This is a genomic window from Kitasatospora sp. NPDC034533, from assembly GCF_055575155.1.
The window spans coordinates 1-13,899 of sequence record NZ_JBVITE010000038.1 but is presented as its reverse complement, the minus strand read 5'-3'; the positions used below and the strand labels follow the sequence as shown (position 1 = coordinate 13,899).

Genomic DNA, 13,899 nt, shown 5'->3' with positions numbered 1-13,899 from the left:
CGACGGCCCTCGCGACGGCCCTGACGGCTGCCTTCGCGACCGCCGCCCGGCGCCGCGGCCACCTGCCGCGTCCGGGCCGGGCCGTCCGCGGTGTCTCCCAACGCGCCTTCCGAAGCCGTCACAGCCCCATCAAACACCGGCCTCCGCCACCTGGCACACCGTCATCCGACACCGGACAATGATCCGGTGGAGATGACCCGGGAAGAGTTCGAGACGCTGGTCAGCGACGCCCTCGACCAGATCCCCCCGCAGCTCGCGGCCATGATGGACAACGTCGCGATCTTCGTCGAGGACGAGCCCGACCCGAGCGACCCCGAACTGCTCGGCCTCTACGAGGGCACCCCGCTCACCGAGCGCGGCGAGTGGTACGCCGGCGTCCTGCCCGACCGCATCCTGATCTACCGCGGCCCCACCCTGCGCCACTGCGACACCCGCGAACAGGTGGTCGAGGAGGTCCGCACCACCGTCATCCACGAGGTCGCCCACCACTTCGGCTTCGACGACCACGAGCTGGACGAGCTGGGCTGGTCCTGACCCCCGCGACCGCCCCCGCCCCCACCCGGCCGAAACCCGTTTTGGCGATCCGCCCCGCATCCCATATGCTTCTCGACGTCCCCGAACGCCGGATACGGCAAAGGACAGGCCGCAAGCCCTCATCGTCTAGTGGCCCAGGACGCCGCCCTTTCAAGGCGGTAGCACGGGTTCGAATCCCGTTGGGGGCACGCAGTACCGTAGTAAAGTGCAGTGCCGCAAGACCTAAGTGGGCGACCACTACAAGGTCCCGTGGAGCAGTTGGTTAGCTCGCCACCCTGTCAAGGTGGAGGTCGCGGGTTCAAGTCCCGTCGGGATCGCTCGTCTCGCAAGAGACGGTGCAGTACGGCCAGGTAGCTCAGTTGGTACGAGCGTCCGCCTGAAAAGCGGAAGGTCGCCGGTTCGACCCCGGCCCTGGCCACATAGCCTGACCAGGCACGATGCCCCTGAAGCGAATCGCTTCGGGGGCATTTTCGTGCCGATTGACGCCAACGCTGACGCCAACGGCCCCGAATGGCCCTGGCTCTGGGCAGCCACGATGGCTGTTCCCGGCAATGGGAGCACATGACGTCGATCACAGGACGCTGCCCCGCAGGGATGGCCGGCGTCCGCAGAATCCCGTTGATCCCCTCCAGCCGAGACTGACACGATCGTCCGGTGGTGACTCCGGAGGACGTCGTCGGTCGGCAAGTGCAAGGCGTGACGTGCTCGTGGTTCCACGACCGCGACGGCGGTGGCGAGCCCGAGCTGTTGCACATGTGGCTGCATGTGGAGGACCTCGGCCCGGTCCGGTTCCACACGCTGGACCACATACTTGATCTTCGGATCGATGAGCCCCACGACTGCTACGACATGGACATGCTTGGGCATGTCACGGTCAGCGCCGCACCGGATGAGTTCCCTCTCGCACCGTTCGCAGGCAGCGAGGTCGTCTCCATCCAGCACATCCGACAGCGGTCCATCGACAGCCGCGTCGGCTTCAAGGTGACATTCCAGGTTGGAAGTGTTCGGATCCTCGCTCTGGCTGATGATCTGGTCGTCACGGCAGCCAGGCTGCCGGGGGGCTGGGAAGACGACCTGGTTCTTGATCCACCGGACACCGACCCGGCGTCCGAGGCTATGCTCCGCATCCTTGCGGAGCAGACTCAGGTCTGCAGGGCGGCACGGGAGGCAGTACTTACAGGCGGTGCCTGCAGGATCGGGGACGGAGTGGTCCCCGCGGAGGTGCTGGCCGGTACTTACGCTGTCCGGCTCGAACACACCAGGGCCGCGAACATCGAGACTATCGGGCTGCCCGAGACCGTGGCGGCCCTGAGGGAGCACGGCGCTCAGCCGGTCCAGCTGGGGTCCATCGACAGTCCGGACGACTCATGGCACTTCGCGGTCTTCCTCGCCGCTGACGGTTCGCTGGCGGCCTGCACGGGCGTTCGAAAGATCAGTCCCGAAACAACCGGGGATCACGGGGAGACTCGATCATGACGGGCAATGCACGAGGGGCGGAGATCGCCGGCTCAGGAGTGGACTGGTCGGGAGTTCGTGAGCAGGTTCTGGCCCTGCGGGACGCCCCGTTCGCGGGTGAGGTCTTCGGGGCTCGTTGGCAGGGTTTCGGGCATGACTTCCTGGTGGAGCCGCCCCTCAGCAAGACCGAGCTGGCGGAAGCCGAGGAAGAACTCGGCGTGTCCCTTCCGCCGGACCACCACCGCACCTTCCTCCTCGAAGTGGGCGCGGGCGGAGTTCCACGACTGACCGCCACGTACCGCCCGATCTGGCACGCCTGTGGCACGCCTGTCAATCCGCCAGGAGATCGCGCCGGTCAGTACCAGCGTCGATAGCGATTACTTGAAACGACCGACTTATCCGACTTTTTGAGGTTGCACCTGCCGCATAGTAGCTGCAGATTCGTCAGGTCGTTGAGTCCGCCTTTCGCCAGGGGGACCATGTGGTCATAGTTCGCGTCTGGAAACGTGTCAACAAGACCTGACAAATCCGTTCGACACGATGCGCAGCGCCCTCGCTCGCGATAGAATACCGCCCTCTTAGCCCACACTGGAGGACGCACCCGCTTAAGTTCGCCAGTGCCAGAGAACAGTCGAGCTGCTTCCTCATCCTCCTCCGCCAGGTACCTCGGATCTACATCTTGCAGGCGCCCGGCAAGATGCCTGTTGAGTCCCTCTAGGGCTCGACGGTTGAGGAACATAACAAAGAAGACCTCCTCAGCAATCCTCATGAGCAGATCTTCATATACCTGAGTCAGCATCAGGTCTTGGTGGTGCTCATAGCATGCGTCTTCCACCCACGTAGGCGTGCGCTGCCGGAGGATCCCGTCCTCCCCTCGGATAAGTTCACGTTCCTCCGGGATGAAGAATTCCGGCTCCTCGACCAGGCCATACAAATTAAGGGCCAAATCGACAGGAAGAATCCACTGGGGATGCACAGGATCGGGCCCCCATGGGACACACACCGGCCCGCTGGTGTCTTCCGCGAAAATATCGTCAGCAATATACCTGATGATCCGATGAAGGGCCGTATCCTTCTGCCAACTGGGGGCGAAAGCAAGAATGCCATCCTCAAGGAACAGCACCTCCAGCTCCCGCAAGTAATTGACCGGATTCAGGCAAATATCCTCGACTCGCGTCGCAATCCTGTACGTACGAAAGTACTCGTGCTCGATCCATTGGCTCTTCCCTGGCACGATTCCCCTCCACCGAGATCAACCTGGTGTCCAGACTATCGAGATTCATGCCCCGGTGCGGATGCTTCGGGATCAGCGAGGGCAGCGGAGCGGTTTTGGCCGGCATTCTGTCCGGTCTGGGATCGAGCATGATCGGGGGGCCGTAAGCTGCTGTGACTCGAGCAGTCCTATCTCGCGGCGTACCGCGCCCGGGACAACGAGTGGGAGAAACGCAACGACGAGATGACCGCTGGGGCCGTATGTGTCAGCCACGAGGGACGCGGCTACTACACATGGCCCGTCGTGACCGGGCCCGAACGTGGCACCCTCTGGAAGGACCTACAGACTTGCGACGGCCCCGCGAGCCGGTCGCTACCAACTGGCCACCGTGTCAGCTTCGGCGGGTGGTACCCGGACTGGCTGGCCAGGGCGACCGGCCAAGCTAACGGTCAGTGAGCCCCAACCACATACGACACTTGTGCCCGGCAGGACCCCGAGGGTTGGGTCCTGCCGGGCACAAGTGGACCTAATGAGCCAGAGCGCGAGGCTAGGAGAGCGCCTCCCCGAGGCGGCTCAGGGCCTTGAGGCGCTCGGCGAGGGAGGCGTGCGCGTAGACCTTCATGGTCACGCCGACGTCACTGTGGCCGGCGATCTCCCGGACGATGTGCGGGGGGACGCCGAGGTCGAGCAGCAGGGTGATGCAGGTGTGGCGAAGGTCGTGGAAGCGGAGGTCGTCCAGGCCGAGGCGCCCGCGGACCGCGTGCCAGCTGCGGCGCAGGTTGTCCGGCTCGTACGGGGTACCGATCCGGGACGGGAAGACGAGGTCGTTCTCCTGCCAGTCCATGCCGGCGGCGGCCCGCTCGACGGCCTGACGCTCCCGGTGGTCCGCCAGAGCGGCGAGGACCGGCGCGGGCAGCGGCAGGGTGCGCTCGGAGGACAGCGTCTTGGGCAGGACGAGCCGCAGCTCACCGTCGACCCGCTGGAGGTTGGTGCTCACCGTGAGGGTGCCGCGCTCCAGGTCGACGGAGCTCCAGCGAAGGCCGAGCAGCTCGCCCCGGCGCATGCCGAGCATCAGCGCGAGCACGTACAGGGTGTGCAGGCGGTGGCCGCTCAGCTCCTTGAGCACGAGCTTGGCCTGAGCGGTGGTCAGGCCCTTGCCGATCCGATAGTCGGGCGCGGGGACCTTCACGAGCTTGGCCACGTTCTTGTGGATCAGCTCCTCTCGGACGGCGTGCTCCAGCGCGTTGCGGAGCACGGCGTGCACGGACTGGATCATCCGCGCGGACAGCAGCCGCTTGCAGCACTCGCCTGCGGCACAGCAGATCGGCTTGGGCCGCTGCGCGTCCCAGCCGCCCTTGCAGCACTGGCACTCGGCCCTCACCCGGTTCAGCCAGACGCGGACCTCCTGGGCCCGCAGGTCGCGCAGCCGCTTGGTGCCGAGGCCGGGTATGAGGTGGACGCGAACCACGCTCTCGTAGCCCTGGTAGGTCTTGGGCCGGCGGTTGGGCAGGACCTCCTCGGCGAGCCAGTAGTTGAGGTACTGGGCGACGTTGGAGTCGGTGTCGGGCAGCGGGATGCCGTTGATGGCGTCGGCCTGCAGCTCGACGAGGGCGTTGTGGACCTCGTCCCAGGTCTTGCCGTAGATGGAGACCCGCTTGCGAAGGCCGGAGGTGGTGATCACGTACGCGCGGCCGTGGTAGCGGCCGTCCTTGCGCAGGGTGATGCTGCCCGAGCCGTTGGGGTTGCGCTTGGCCATCAGGCCGCCACCTCCGCGAGCTCGGCGACGAACGTACGCACGGCGGCGGCCGGGACGCGGCGGGAGCGGCCGATGGTCACCGAGGGCAGACGGCGGGTGCGGATGAGGTCGTAGACGGTGGAGCGGCCGAGCTGGAGCTGGGCCATGACGTCCGGGATGGTCAGCAGGAGCTGCTCGTGCGGGGCCATGGCGTCGGCCGCGCCCGCCGGAGCGGCGGCAGGTACCGAGACGAGGACCGGACCGCCGAGCGAGCCGGCGGCTTCGGCGGAGGTGAGCGACGGCGGCGCCGGGACCTTCGGCGAAGCAACGATCGAGAGTGCCATGCTAGGGACAGGACCCTTCAGTTGGCGGGCGCGCGAGCGCCCAGGTGCGGAGGGATCTGGCCCGGCAGGGGCGAAGGTTTGGCGACTGGACGCCTCTGCCGGGAACAGGAGAGAAGTCCCGACCGGCCCCGGTGCGGGGCGGCGGGTGACTGGGAAGAAGCTGTCGGCCTGAAGGCAGGACCGGGACGTGGTCACCGGCGACAGCGTTGATGGACCGTCAGATCGGTCTGTGGGCCGCGATGGCGGCAAGCATGGCAGGTACGGCGAGACGGCCGAGGATGACCTCGGCCTGCGCCGGGCCAGTGGCAGTCTGGCCGACGGCATGGCGACGCGTGGACAGCACGCGGTTCCTTCCCCGGTGGTTGGTGGGCGGCAACCCGGCACCGTGGTTGATCGTCGTGGATGGGCGTTTCACGCGGTTGGTAGCCGCAGTGGGGTGTGACAGTAGCTCTGGATTCCGGCCGCACCAAATGGCAGGGCAACGGCCGGGGAGTGCTCGGGCGGTCGGCCCGGAACGGGCTCGTTACTGGGCGGTCTCCGAGGACTCCAGGTAGGCGAATTCATCAGGCAGCGCGGGGGGCACGACCTCCAGTTCGCGCATGCGAGCACGCCAGTTGCGGAGCGACTGGATGTCTCGCGCGTGAATCCTGTCGAGCTCGGCGACCATGTCGAGGAACTTCGCCCGGTGCTCGGGATCTCTGGCCAGGGCCGCCTCGCGGCGCTTCTCCTCGCCCAGCTCGCGGCTGAGCATCGCGACCGAGACGAGGATGCCGTGTTCGCGGAACATGTTGAGCACGGTCTGCGTGGGCGCCTTCATCGCCTCCTCCCGCGACTCACCAGTCACCCAGGCCACCGCGTCCCACATCGACACTTCCCGCCCCGGCAGCACCTCGATGGTGGGCGCGGTGCCGAGGGGGAAGAGCATGGTGATCGGGGGCACGCCGAGGACCTCCGCAAGGACGAGGAGCTCGGCCACATCGACACTCGCCCGCCGGCCGCTCTCGAGGTTGGCGATCACAGTGCGCGGGATCGGGTACCCGAGCGCGGCGCAAGCGTCGGTGACGTCCTGGGCGCTCAGGCCGAGCTCCTTGCGCCGAGCTCGAAGAGCATCGGCGACGCGGGCTGTCACCTTGGACGGCCAGTCGATCTGTGTCATGGATGCAAAATTAGCTCCGATTGTGTGTCGCCGCAAGTCCGTGGTAGGGATTGGGGCATCGACTTCCCGACCTGCCGGACGAGGTGAGCCCATGACTACACAGGAAGACCGGCCTGCTGTGTTGCAAGCCGAAGCCGAGTTCCCCAGACCTTCGCGCGGTGGCGCCTTCCGTCGCGCCGGCGCGTAGCCGAGCGGGCTCGCGCCCAAGCGCTGCCGGGAGACCGTGTCGAGCAGCCTCGCGACACCGGGCGGACCGCCCTGTCTGCCGTGAGCGGATGGGGCCACTTCGCGTTGGATCTTCGAGGGGGCTCGACATAGTGTCGAGCTCGCGCCGCCAAGCGGAAGGTCGCTTCAACATCCTCTGCACGGCTGGCAGTTGACCAGATCTGCTGCGGCCTCACCGAAGAGGCCACCCACCTACACCGAGGCCCTCGGTGCTACCAACACCGAGGGCCTCCACGGATCCCCTAACCGCCCATCCACGACGATCGACCGCGGTGACCGGATTGCCGTCCGAAATGTCACCGGGGAAGGAATCTCCGTGCCCCAGCGTACGACGCCGCGTGCCGCCAGCGCACGCCTTGTCTCGCACGCCTCCTCCTCGAAGGCGGGGTGGTAGGCCATGGCGCGCATCCGCACCATCAAGCCCGAGTACCCCGTCTCGGAGGACCTCGCCTCGGTCTCCCTGACCGCCGAGCGCACGTTCGTCTGCCTGCTCACCCAGGCCGACGACGAGGGACGCCAGCGCGACAACGCGGCCGTCCTCAACGGCGCCCTGTGGTCGCTGCGGCCCGAGCACACCGCGCTCGACACCGAGGACGAGCTTCGCCAGCTGGCCGAGACCGGCCTGATCTGCCGGTACACCGGCTGCGACGGCCGCCAGTACCTCCACGTCACCAAGTGGCACGAGCACCAGAAGATCTCCCACCCCACCCCCTCGCGCCTGCCCGCCTGCCCCGTCCACGAGCCCGCCGGCTGGTGCGGCAAGTGCAAGGCCAAGGGCCAGGGCTGCGCGCGCCCGGCCCCGGAGAACTTCCGGAGCCTTCCGGAACCGCTCGCGCCCCTCGCGGAGACCGTCCCCGCCCAACGGCCCTTCTCCGCCGACCCCGATCCCACCCCCGCAGCAGCCCGGCCGGTGCCAAATGCGGCAGCTCCGAGCGAAAGTGCAGGTCAGACGGCTTCTCCGGAGTCCCTCCGGAGGGCTCCGGAGAACGTCGTGCCTGGACCATGGACCTTGGACCATGGATCTACCCCTGAAGGGGGCGGCGTCGCCGCGCCCACCCCGGCCCCCTCGTCGGCAGCACCCGACCGGGACGGCCCGGTCCTGGTCGCCGCGCCCACCGGCAAGCCGTCGGTGAACGCGGGCGACCTGGTGGCCGAGTACGTCGCCGGCTGCCCGAAGCCGGTACCGGCCAAGGTGCGGGGCCACCTCGGCAAGGTCATCAAGGACCTGCTCGACGGCGGCACCAGCGACGACGACATCCGCGCCGGGCTGCGGCTGTACGCGGCGAAGCCGATGAGCCCGAGCGTGCTGCCGAGCATGGTCCACGAGGCGATCAACGCCCAGCCCGCCGTACCCTCCCGCGCCGGGCAGAGCGCTGCCCGGTCCCCGTACCGGCCCTTCGCCAACCCGGCCGACGCCCGCGACTACTACGAGGGGGACCTGTGACCAGCCTGCCCAACCCCCGCCGCACGGACGAGCGTCGCGAGCCGCAGCCGGCCTCCGGCGCGGTCCTGCGCCTGGAGCGGATGCTGGCCGCCAAGGGCATCGACCCCGACCGGCCGCTGCCCGACACCGACCAGCCCTCCACCGCGCTGGAGCTCGCCGACCGCCGCATCCCGCCGCGCTACCGCCTGGCCGTTGCCGACCACCCGGAGGTCACCACCTGGGTCCAGCAGGTCACCCTGGCCTGCCGACCCGGCCCCGGCGGCACCCCGGGCATCGCCCAGGGGCCCTCGCTCCTGATCGCCGGACCCACCGGATCGGGCAAGACCCACCAGGCGTACGGGGCGATCCGCAGCCTGCTGAAGGCCGGTGTTCGTCTGCGCTGGAACAAGCTCACCGCCACGGAGCTGTACGCCTCCCAGCGGCCCCGCCAGGGCACCGATACCGAGCGGGAGATGCGCGATCTGATGACCTGCTCGCTGCTGGTCCTCGACGACCTCGGCGCCGCCAAGGCGTCCGAGTGGACCGAGGAGCTCACCCTGCGGCTGGTCGACCACCGCTACGAGCACCTGCTCCCGACGATTTTCACCACCAACCTGGCGCCCGGCGACATCAAGAACGCCCTCGGCGACCGCACCGCCTCCCGCCTCGCCGAGATGTGCGAACGCGCCATCCTCACCGGCACCGACCGCCGCAGGCGAAGCGCAGCCTGACCGGCGCCGGTGCCCAGCGCACCCCGGCCGGTGCGTCGGCCTCCCCGAACTTCACCCCACCACCGCCTTGCCGCTTCGGCACGCCCGCCACGGCGAGGCCACCCCTGGAGCACCACCGTTGACCACCATCGCGATACCCCCTGCCCACACTCCGACCGTCCGGGTCACCCTCTGGGACCGGCTCGCCGTCGCCCTGCTCGGCGTCCTCGGCTTCGTCCTGTCCTACGACGCGCTGCGGCAGATGGCCGGCGCGACCCACGTGCGCGGACCGCTCACCTACCTGTTCCCGATCATCATCGACGGCTTCATCGCCTACGGCGTCCGAGCCCTGCTCGTCCTGCGCGACGCCAGCTGGCCCGCCCGCGCCTACGCCTGGACGCTCTTCGCCGGAGCGACCGCCACCAGCGTCTGGGCCAATGCCCTGCACGCGGTCCGCCTCAACCAACTGCCCACCGATGGCAGCGGGCTGAGGCTCACCGACACCGTCGTCGGTGTCCTGTCCACCCTCGCCCCGCTCGCCCTCGGCGGCGCCGTCCACCTCTACATCCTCATCGCCCGCCACGGCCACGACACCCCAACCGCCACCGGTGAGCAGAACGCCCTTCCGCGCACCGAGACTTCTGCCGACCCGGTGACCGCCGACCCTGAACCGGAGTTCCGGCCGGAACGGGCGGAGGACCGCAGCGACGAGAACGCGCTCCTGACGCTCATGTCCGCCGCCGGACTTCTGCCCGCAGAGTGGCGCGACGCGCTGCCCGACCCCGAACCGGCAGAAGCCGACGACCGACCGGCCGATGACCCTGACCCCCAGGCCGAAGCCGCCGAAGGTGCCGTCGGGGCGGAGAACAAGCCGATCGGGCGTCCGCCGGGCGCGCCGATGGAGCGGCTGCTGGAGGTGGGCCGCGCGGCGGTCGCCGCCGAGGGCCGTCTCACCCGCGCGATCGTCGAACAGGCCGTGCGCGACGCCGGCCTTCCGCTCGGCAGTACCCGCCTCACCGAGCTGATGCGCAAGCTCCGCGAGGAGCAAGCCGACAAACAGAACCCTCCGCACCCCGAGGCCAACTGACCGGCCCTGGTGTCCGGCTGACCGGCCCGGTCGGTCAGCCGGACACCGACTTCTGCCGACCCGCCGCCGCACTCGGCAGAAGGCCACCACCGCCCGGTCAGTGCGCCCTGGCCGGACTCGACTCGCACCGCGGACACCAGTCCCACCGGCGGTCGGTCCCAGGAAGACCGCGCCTGACACGTCGCCCATACCTGCGAACTACGGCACGGCCAAACCGGCAACCACCCGGACACTGCCCACCCACACACCCACCAGCAAGAATCACCAGCCGCCACCAAGGAACGACACGCGTGAACCCCGTCCGACGAACCCTGCACAGCCTGCTCGGGAAGCCTGTAAGCTCCCAGGACCGCAACGGAGTTGACCACCTCCCTGCCCCTGGCGGAGCAAGCGAGTGCATACGAGGCCCCTACGGGGCCACGCACGCGGACGTCCCCGCCCCAGAGGGCGTGGACGAGCCGGTGCTGCCGAGGGCGACAGCACCGGAGCTTCACCGCGAGGGCGCGGCGAAGAAGGAGAAGCCCACCGACACGCCGTCCGAGCCCATCGCCGACGTGCTGACGCTCCCGGTTGCCAGCTCTTCCGCGAGCGCCGCCCGCCGCGCACAGCGCGCCCCGAAGCGTCGCCGCCGCGACCCCGATAACCCCTTGCCGAAGAAGGTCGGCTTCCGCTGCACCGAAGCCCAGAAGACGCGTATCGAGCAGCTGGCCGCCGCAGCCGAACTGAACGTTGCCGCCTACCTGGAGCGCAAGGCGCTGGCCGATGACTCCACCGGCATCACCACCCGCGACGAGCAGTTGGAGCGGGCCATCACGGCACTCGACGCGGCACGCGGCCAGCTGGCGCCGGTCGGCAACAACGCCAACCAGATCGCCTACCGGCTCAACGCCGGCATCGGCGTCGAACCGGGCCCTGCGGCAGCCGTCCTCGACAGGGCCCTGGCCCTGGTCGCCGAGGTCCGGACGGCCATCGCGGAGGTCGACGCCTCGGCCATGCGCCTGGCGAAGGCGAAGCGCCGATGATCAGCAAGCCCATACGCGGGTCCAAGACGCACGGCGCGCTCAAGTACCTCTTCGGTCCAGGCAAGGCCAACGAGCACGCCGACCCGCACATCGTCGCTTTCTGGGGCGGCTTCGCCCCCGACCCCGGCCGCGACCCAGGCGACCCAGATGCCACCCTCGTCCAACTTCGCGACGCGCTCGACCTGCACGTGGTCCGCTACGGCAAGCCGGTCACCCAGCACGTCTACCACCGCCCGGTGCGCGCCGACCCGACCGACCGCATCCTCAGCGACGAGGAGTGGGGCACCGTCGCCCGCCGGATCGTGGCTGCCGCTGGCATCGCACCGGACGGCGACCCGAACGGCTGCCGCTGGATCGCCGTGCGCCACGCCGACGACCACATCCACATCCTCGCGACCGTCGTCCGGGCGGACCTCACGCAGGCCCGCCTGCGTGGTGACCAGTACCGCGTTGAGGACGAGCTCACTGAGATCGAACGCGAGTACAAGCTCAAGGACCTCTCCGACACCCGCACCCGCGAGTACCGGGATGCGATCCCCAAGCGCGCCAAGGGCTCCGAACTGCGCAAGGCCCAGCGCCTCGGCCAGGAGGGCACCGACCGCGACCGCCTGCGAGCCGCCGTACGCCAGGCCCTGGCCGGGGCTGCGGACGAGGAGGAGTTCACCGCCCGGCTCGCCGCGAAGGGCGTGCTCCTCGCCGTGCGCCGCGCGCCCTCCGGCGACGTGACCGGCTACAAGTTCGCCCTCCCCACCGGCGACGAGAGCGGACCGATCTGGTTCTCCGGCAGCAAGCTCGCCTCCGACCTCACCCAGCCGAAGATCCAGGCACGCTTCGCCCTCGGCGTCGACGAACCCGCCTTCCCCACGCCCGACCCCCGCACCTGGCCCGCTGACGGCCGCCACCGGGCCAGCACCACCATCGAACGCGCCTACCTGGCCTTCGACGACGACCAGGACGCCGCGCGCGCGGAGGCGGTGATCCGAGGCGGCATCGAGGTCCTCGACACGCTCGCCGCCACCAGCCCGACCCTCAGCAGGAAGGAACTCCACAAGGCCGCACGGGCCCTTGAGTACACCCGCACCGCCCACACCCGCGCAGCCGGCGCCGAACTGCGCGTGATGCGCTCCGCCGCCCGCGAACTCCTCCACGCCGGGCCCTCCACCGGCCGGGGCGAGGACGGCACGGCCGCCGCCACGGCCCTGACCAGCCTCGTCCTGCTCGCCATCGTGATCGCCAAGTGGCACGCCGCCCAAGGCCACCGCCACCAGGCCGACGCCGCCCGCACGGCGGCCGACCACCTGCGCGCCGCCTACACCCGGCAAGCAGCCAAGCCGATCGCCCACCTCACCCTCGAAGGCCGACTCCTCCCCAAGCCCGACCACGACCGGCAGGCCGACGCCGTCCGCCGCACCCTGCCCGCCGACCAGGCCACCCGGCTCCTCGCCGAGGAGAACTGGGCAGCCCTCGCCGCCACCCTCGCCCAGGCCGAAGCCGCCGGCCACAACCCGACCACCCTGCTAACCAACGCCGCCGGACGCCGCGAACTCGCCACCGCCGACTCACCCGCCGCCGTCCTCACCTGGCGCATCCGCCGCGACGCCAACCTCCCCGCCCCCGCACCGGCCGCCACCCCCGACGAACTGCGCACCAGGGCAGCCCGCGCCCGCACGACCAGCCGCACCATCGGCACACCGGCTACCCCGGTCATCACACCGCCGACGCCGGTCGCCCCCGACCAGGTGCGCCGGACGCGCTGACCAACCCGGCTGGGCGGGTGCGGAGCCTCCGCCCCCGCCCACCAATCCCGCCCAGCACGGACGTCACCCGTCAGCCGCCGCCGAAAGCAGGACCCAGCCAACGAAGCAGACCGACCCGAGGAAACCGGCTCAGCCGGAGCGCCACAACTCCCCTGCAGCAAGGTGACGGTGTCGATTCGATGTCCTTCTCGCTGGGAGGGATCCATTCCAGCAGCGCACGTCGTATGGTCCCGTGCTGCCCCACTGCCGGCTCGAAGGGACCGCATGACCGACTACGACCACGACTTCTACAACCCCGCCCCCGAACCCGCGCGTGCCGTCATCCGCGCCGTCCCGTACCCCGCCGAGCTCAACCCGCGCGGCATCACCATCACCTGCGCCGGCTGCGGCGCCCGCCGCGACTGGCTCCTCCTTGCCGTCCACGACCAGATCTTCGTCCGCTGCCGCTGCGCGCACGAATGGCGCGAGCCCGACCTCACCCGGGCCGACTTCGACCTGCACTACACCGAACCCGAGCACGAGTGGGACGACTTCGACACCGCCATGAGAGCCCTCGCCTTCGACGGTCTCCTCGCCGGAACGACCTGGAACCTGGACTGAGGTCACGCCGCACCCGCCGCTGTTCACCTCCGACGGTTGCCGCGTCACGTCCGGACGAGCGAGGACAGCGGGGCACACGGGCGGCGCTTCGGCTACCGGCGGAGGTCGACCTGGATGACGGCGTGGCGGCCGTTGGTGCGCCACGGCGTCCCGGCGCTGTCGAGCTGAGCGACGACGGCAGCATCCACGCCGACGATCACGTCCGATTTCAGCGTCCGCAGCGCCGTGACGGCTGAGGGGAAGTGGCCGGCCACCTCGGTGAACGCAGTGGTGGGCGGCCACAGCTGATCGCCCACCAGCCGCCGGTAGTTGAGGTCACCCTTGAGGATCGTCATCGCTGCGCCGGTGAACTCGGACCGGAGGTCGGCGGGCATGTAGTGGAACGGCAGCGGCGCGCAGAAGAACGGGTGCGTGCGGACCACGAGCGCGCCGCTGTTCATCGCTCGCCACAGCCGTTCGCCGATCGTCCTGGCGGCCGCAGTGGCGGCGGTGCGCAGGCGCTCGACGGTGGCGAGGACATCGGCCATCGTCGCATCCGACACGTAGGGCGTGTTTCAGAAGTGGATCTTGCAGTAGGAGGATCGCGCGCGGTGCGGCGCGTCTACCTTTGCTGTTGAACCACTGCGGTGCCGCTGTCC

General features: G+C 69.5%; 14 protein-coding genes and 3 tRNA genes. 12 read left to right on the top strand and 5 right to left on the bottom strand.

Annotated features, from left to right (window positions below; genetic code table 11):
* The first annotated feature begins 192 nt into the window (after positions 1-192).
* The 6 genes from ACZ55U_RS24200 to ACZ55U_RS24175 all read left to right on the top strand — a co-directional run bounded on the left by ACZ55U_RS24200 (position 193) and on the right by ACZ55U_RS24175 (position 2,363).
* Complete coding sequence (locus tag ACZ55U_RS24200) at positions 193-534, top strand: metallopeptidase family protein (RefSeq protein WP_189913567.1); 342 nt, start codon at positions 193-195, stop codon at positions 532-534.
* Between the two features lie 115 nt (positions 535-649).
* Positions 650-722: transfer RNA gene (locus tag ACZ55U_RS24195), tRNA-Glu, on the top strand.
* Positions 723-777: 55 nt separating this feature from the next.
* Positions 778-851 (top strand) — tRNA-Asp (locus ACZ55U_RS24190).
* Between the two features lie 27 nt (positions 852-878).
* A tRNA-Phe gene (locus tag ACZ55U_RS24185) sits at positions 879-952 on the top strand.
* A gap of 236 nt (positions 953-1,188) precedes the next feature.
* Positions 1,189-2,010, top strand: coding sequence for a hypothetical protein (locus ACZ55U_RS24180; RefSeq protein ID WP_465528834.1), 822 nt, complete (start codon positions 1,189-1,191; stop codon positions 2,008-2,010).
* Positions 2,007-2,363, top strand: a complete 357-nt coding sequence (locus ACZ55U_RS24175) for a hypothetical protein (RefSeq protein ID WP_465528833.1) — start codon at positions 2,007-2,009, stop codon at positions 2,361-2,363. The genes ACZ55U_RS24180 and ACZ55U_RS24175 overlap by 4 nt, the downstream gene beginning before the upstream one ends.
* On the opposite strand, the gene ACZ55U_RS24170 is transcribed toward ACZ55U_RS24175, so the two are convergent.
* From ACZ55U_RS24170 to ACZ55U_RS24155, 4 genes are all read right to left on the bottom strand, one after another.
* Positions 2,345-3,223, bottom strand: coding sequence for an HNH endonuclease (locus ACZ55U_RS24170; RefSeq protein ID WP_465528831.1), 879 nt, complete (start codon positions 3,221-3,223; stop codon positions 2,345-2,347). The two genes, ACZ55U_RS24175 and ACZ55U_RS24170, sit on opposite strands and share 19 nt — an antisense overlap.
* Before the next feature lie 526 nt (positions 3,224-3,749).
* Positions 3,750-4,958 carry a tyrosine-type recombinase/integrase gene (locus ACZ55U_RS24165; protein ID WP_465528829.1) on the bottom strand — a complete coding sequence of 403 codons (1,209 nt, stop codon included), beginning with the start codon at positions 4,956-4,958 and terminating at the stop codon, positions 3,750-3,752.
* Positions 4,958-5,146 (bottom strand): helix-turn-helix domain-containing protein, encoded by a 189-nt coding sequence (locus ACZ55U_RS24160; protein ID WP_030459204.1) that lies wholly within the window; start codon positions 5,144-5,146, stop codon positions 4,958-4,960. The genes ACZ55U_RS24165 and ACZ55U_RS24160 overlap by 1 nt, the downstream gene beginning before the upstream one ends.
* 658 nt (positions 5,147-5,804) lie before the next feature.
* Positions 5,805-6,437: a helix-turn-helix domain-containing protein gene (locus ACZ55U_RS24155; RefSeq protein ID WP_465528827.1), complete on the bottom strand. Its 633-nt coding sequence runs from the start codon at positions 6,435-6,437 to the stop codon at positions 5,805-5,807.
* Positions 6,438-7,059: 622 nt separating this feature from the next.
* Between ACZ55U_RS24155 and ACZ55U_RS24150 the strand changes: the two genes are divergently transcribed.
* From ACZ55U_RS24150 to ACZ55U_RS24125, 6 genes are all read left to right on the top strand, one after another.
* Positions 7,060-8,106, top strand: a complete 1,047-nt coding sequence (locus ACZ55U_RS24150) for a hypothetical protein (RefSeq protein ID WP_465528825.1) — start codon at positions 7,060-7,062, stop codon at positions 8,104-8,106.
* An 80-nt stretch (positions 8,107-8,186) separates the two neighbouring features.
* Positions 8,187-8,816 carry an ATP-binding protein gene (locus tag ACZ55U_RS24145; protein ID WP_465528945.1) on the top strand — a complete coding sequence of 210 codons (630 nt, stop codon included), beginning with the start codon at positions 8,187-8,189 and terminating at the stop codon, positions 8,814-8,816.
* Positions 8,817-8,934: 118 nt separating this feature from the next.
* Complete coding sequence (locus ACZ55U_RS24140) at positions 8,935-9,882, top strand: DUF2637 domain-containing protein (protein ID WP_465528823.1); 948 nt, start codon at positions 8,935-8,937, stop codon at positions 9,880-9,882.
* 449 nt (positions 9,883-10,331) lie between these two features.
* Positions 10,332-10,904 (top strand): plasmid mobilization protein, encoded by a 573-nt coding sequence (locus ACZ55U_RS24135; protein ID WP_465528821.1) that lies wholly within the window; start codon positions 10,332-10,334, stop codon positions 10,902-10,904.
* Positions 10,901-12,661 (top strand): relaxase family protein, encoded by a 1,761-nt coding sequence (locus ACZ55U_RS24130; protein WP_465528819.1) that lies wholly within the window; start codon positions 10,901-10,903, stop codon positions 12,659-12,661. The genes ACZ55U_RS24135 and ACZ55U_RS24130 overlap by 4 nt, the downstream gene beginning before the upstream one ends.
* Before the next feature lie 264 nt (positions 12,662-12,925).
* Positions 12,926-13,261 carry a hypothetical protein gene (locus ACZ55U_RS24125; RefSeq protein ID WP_465528817.1) on the top strand — a complete coding sequence of 112 codons (336 nt, stop codon included), beginning with the start codon at positions 12,926-12,928 and terminating at the stop codon, positions 13,259-13,261.
* Between the two features lie 92 nt (positions 13,262-13,353).
* Here ACZ55U_RS24125 and ACZ55U_RS24120 read toward each other — a convergent pair whose 3' ends face one another.
* The gene (locus tag ACZ55U_RS24120; protein WP_465528815.1) at positions 13,354-13,803 is read right to left on the bottom strand and encodes an ARMT1-like domain-containing protein; all 450 of its coding nucleotides are present in this window, start codon (positions 13,801-13,803) and stop codon (positions 13,354-13,356) included.
* Between the last annotated feature and the right edge of the window lie 96 nt (positions 13,804-13,899).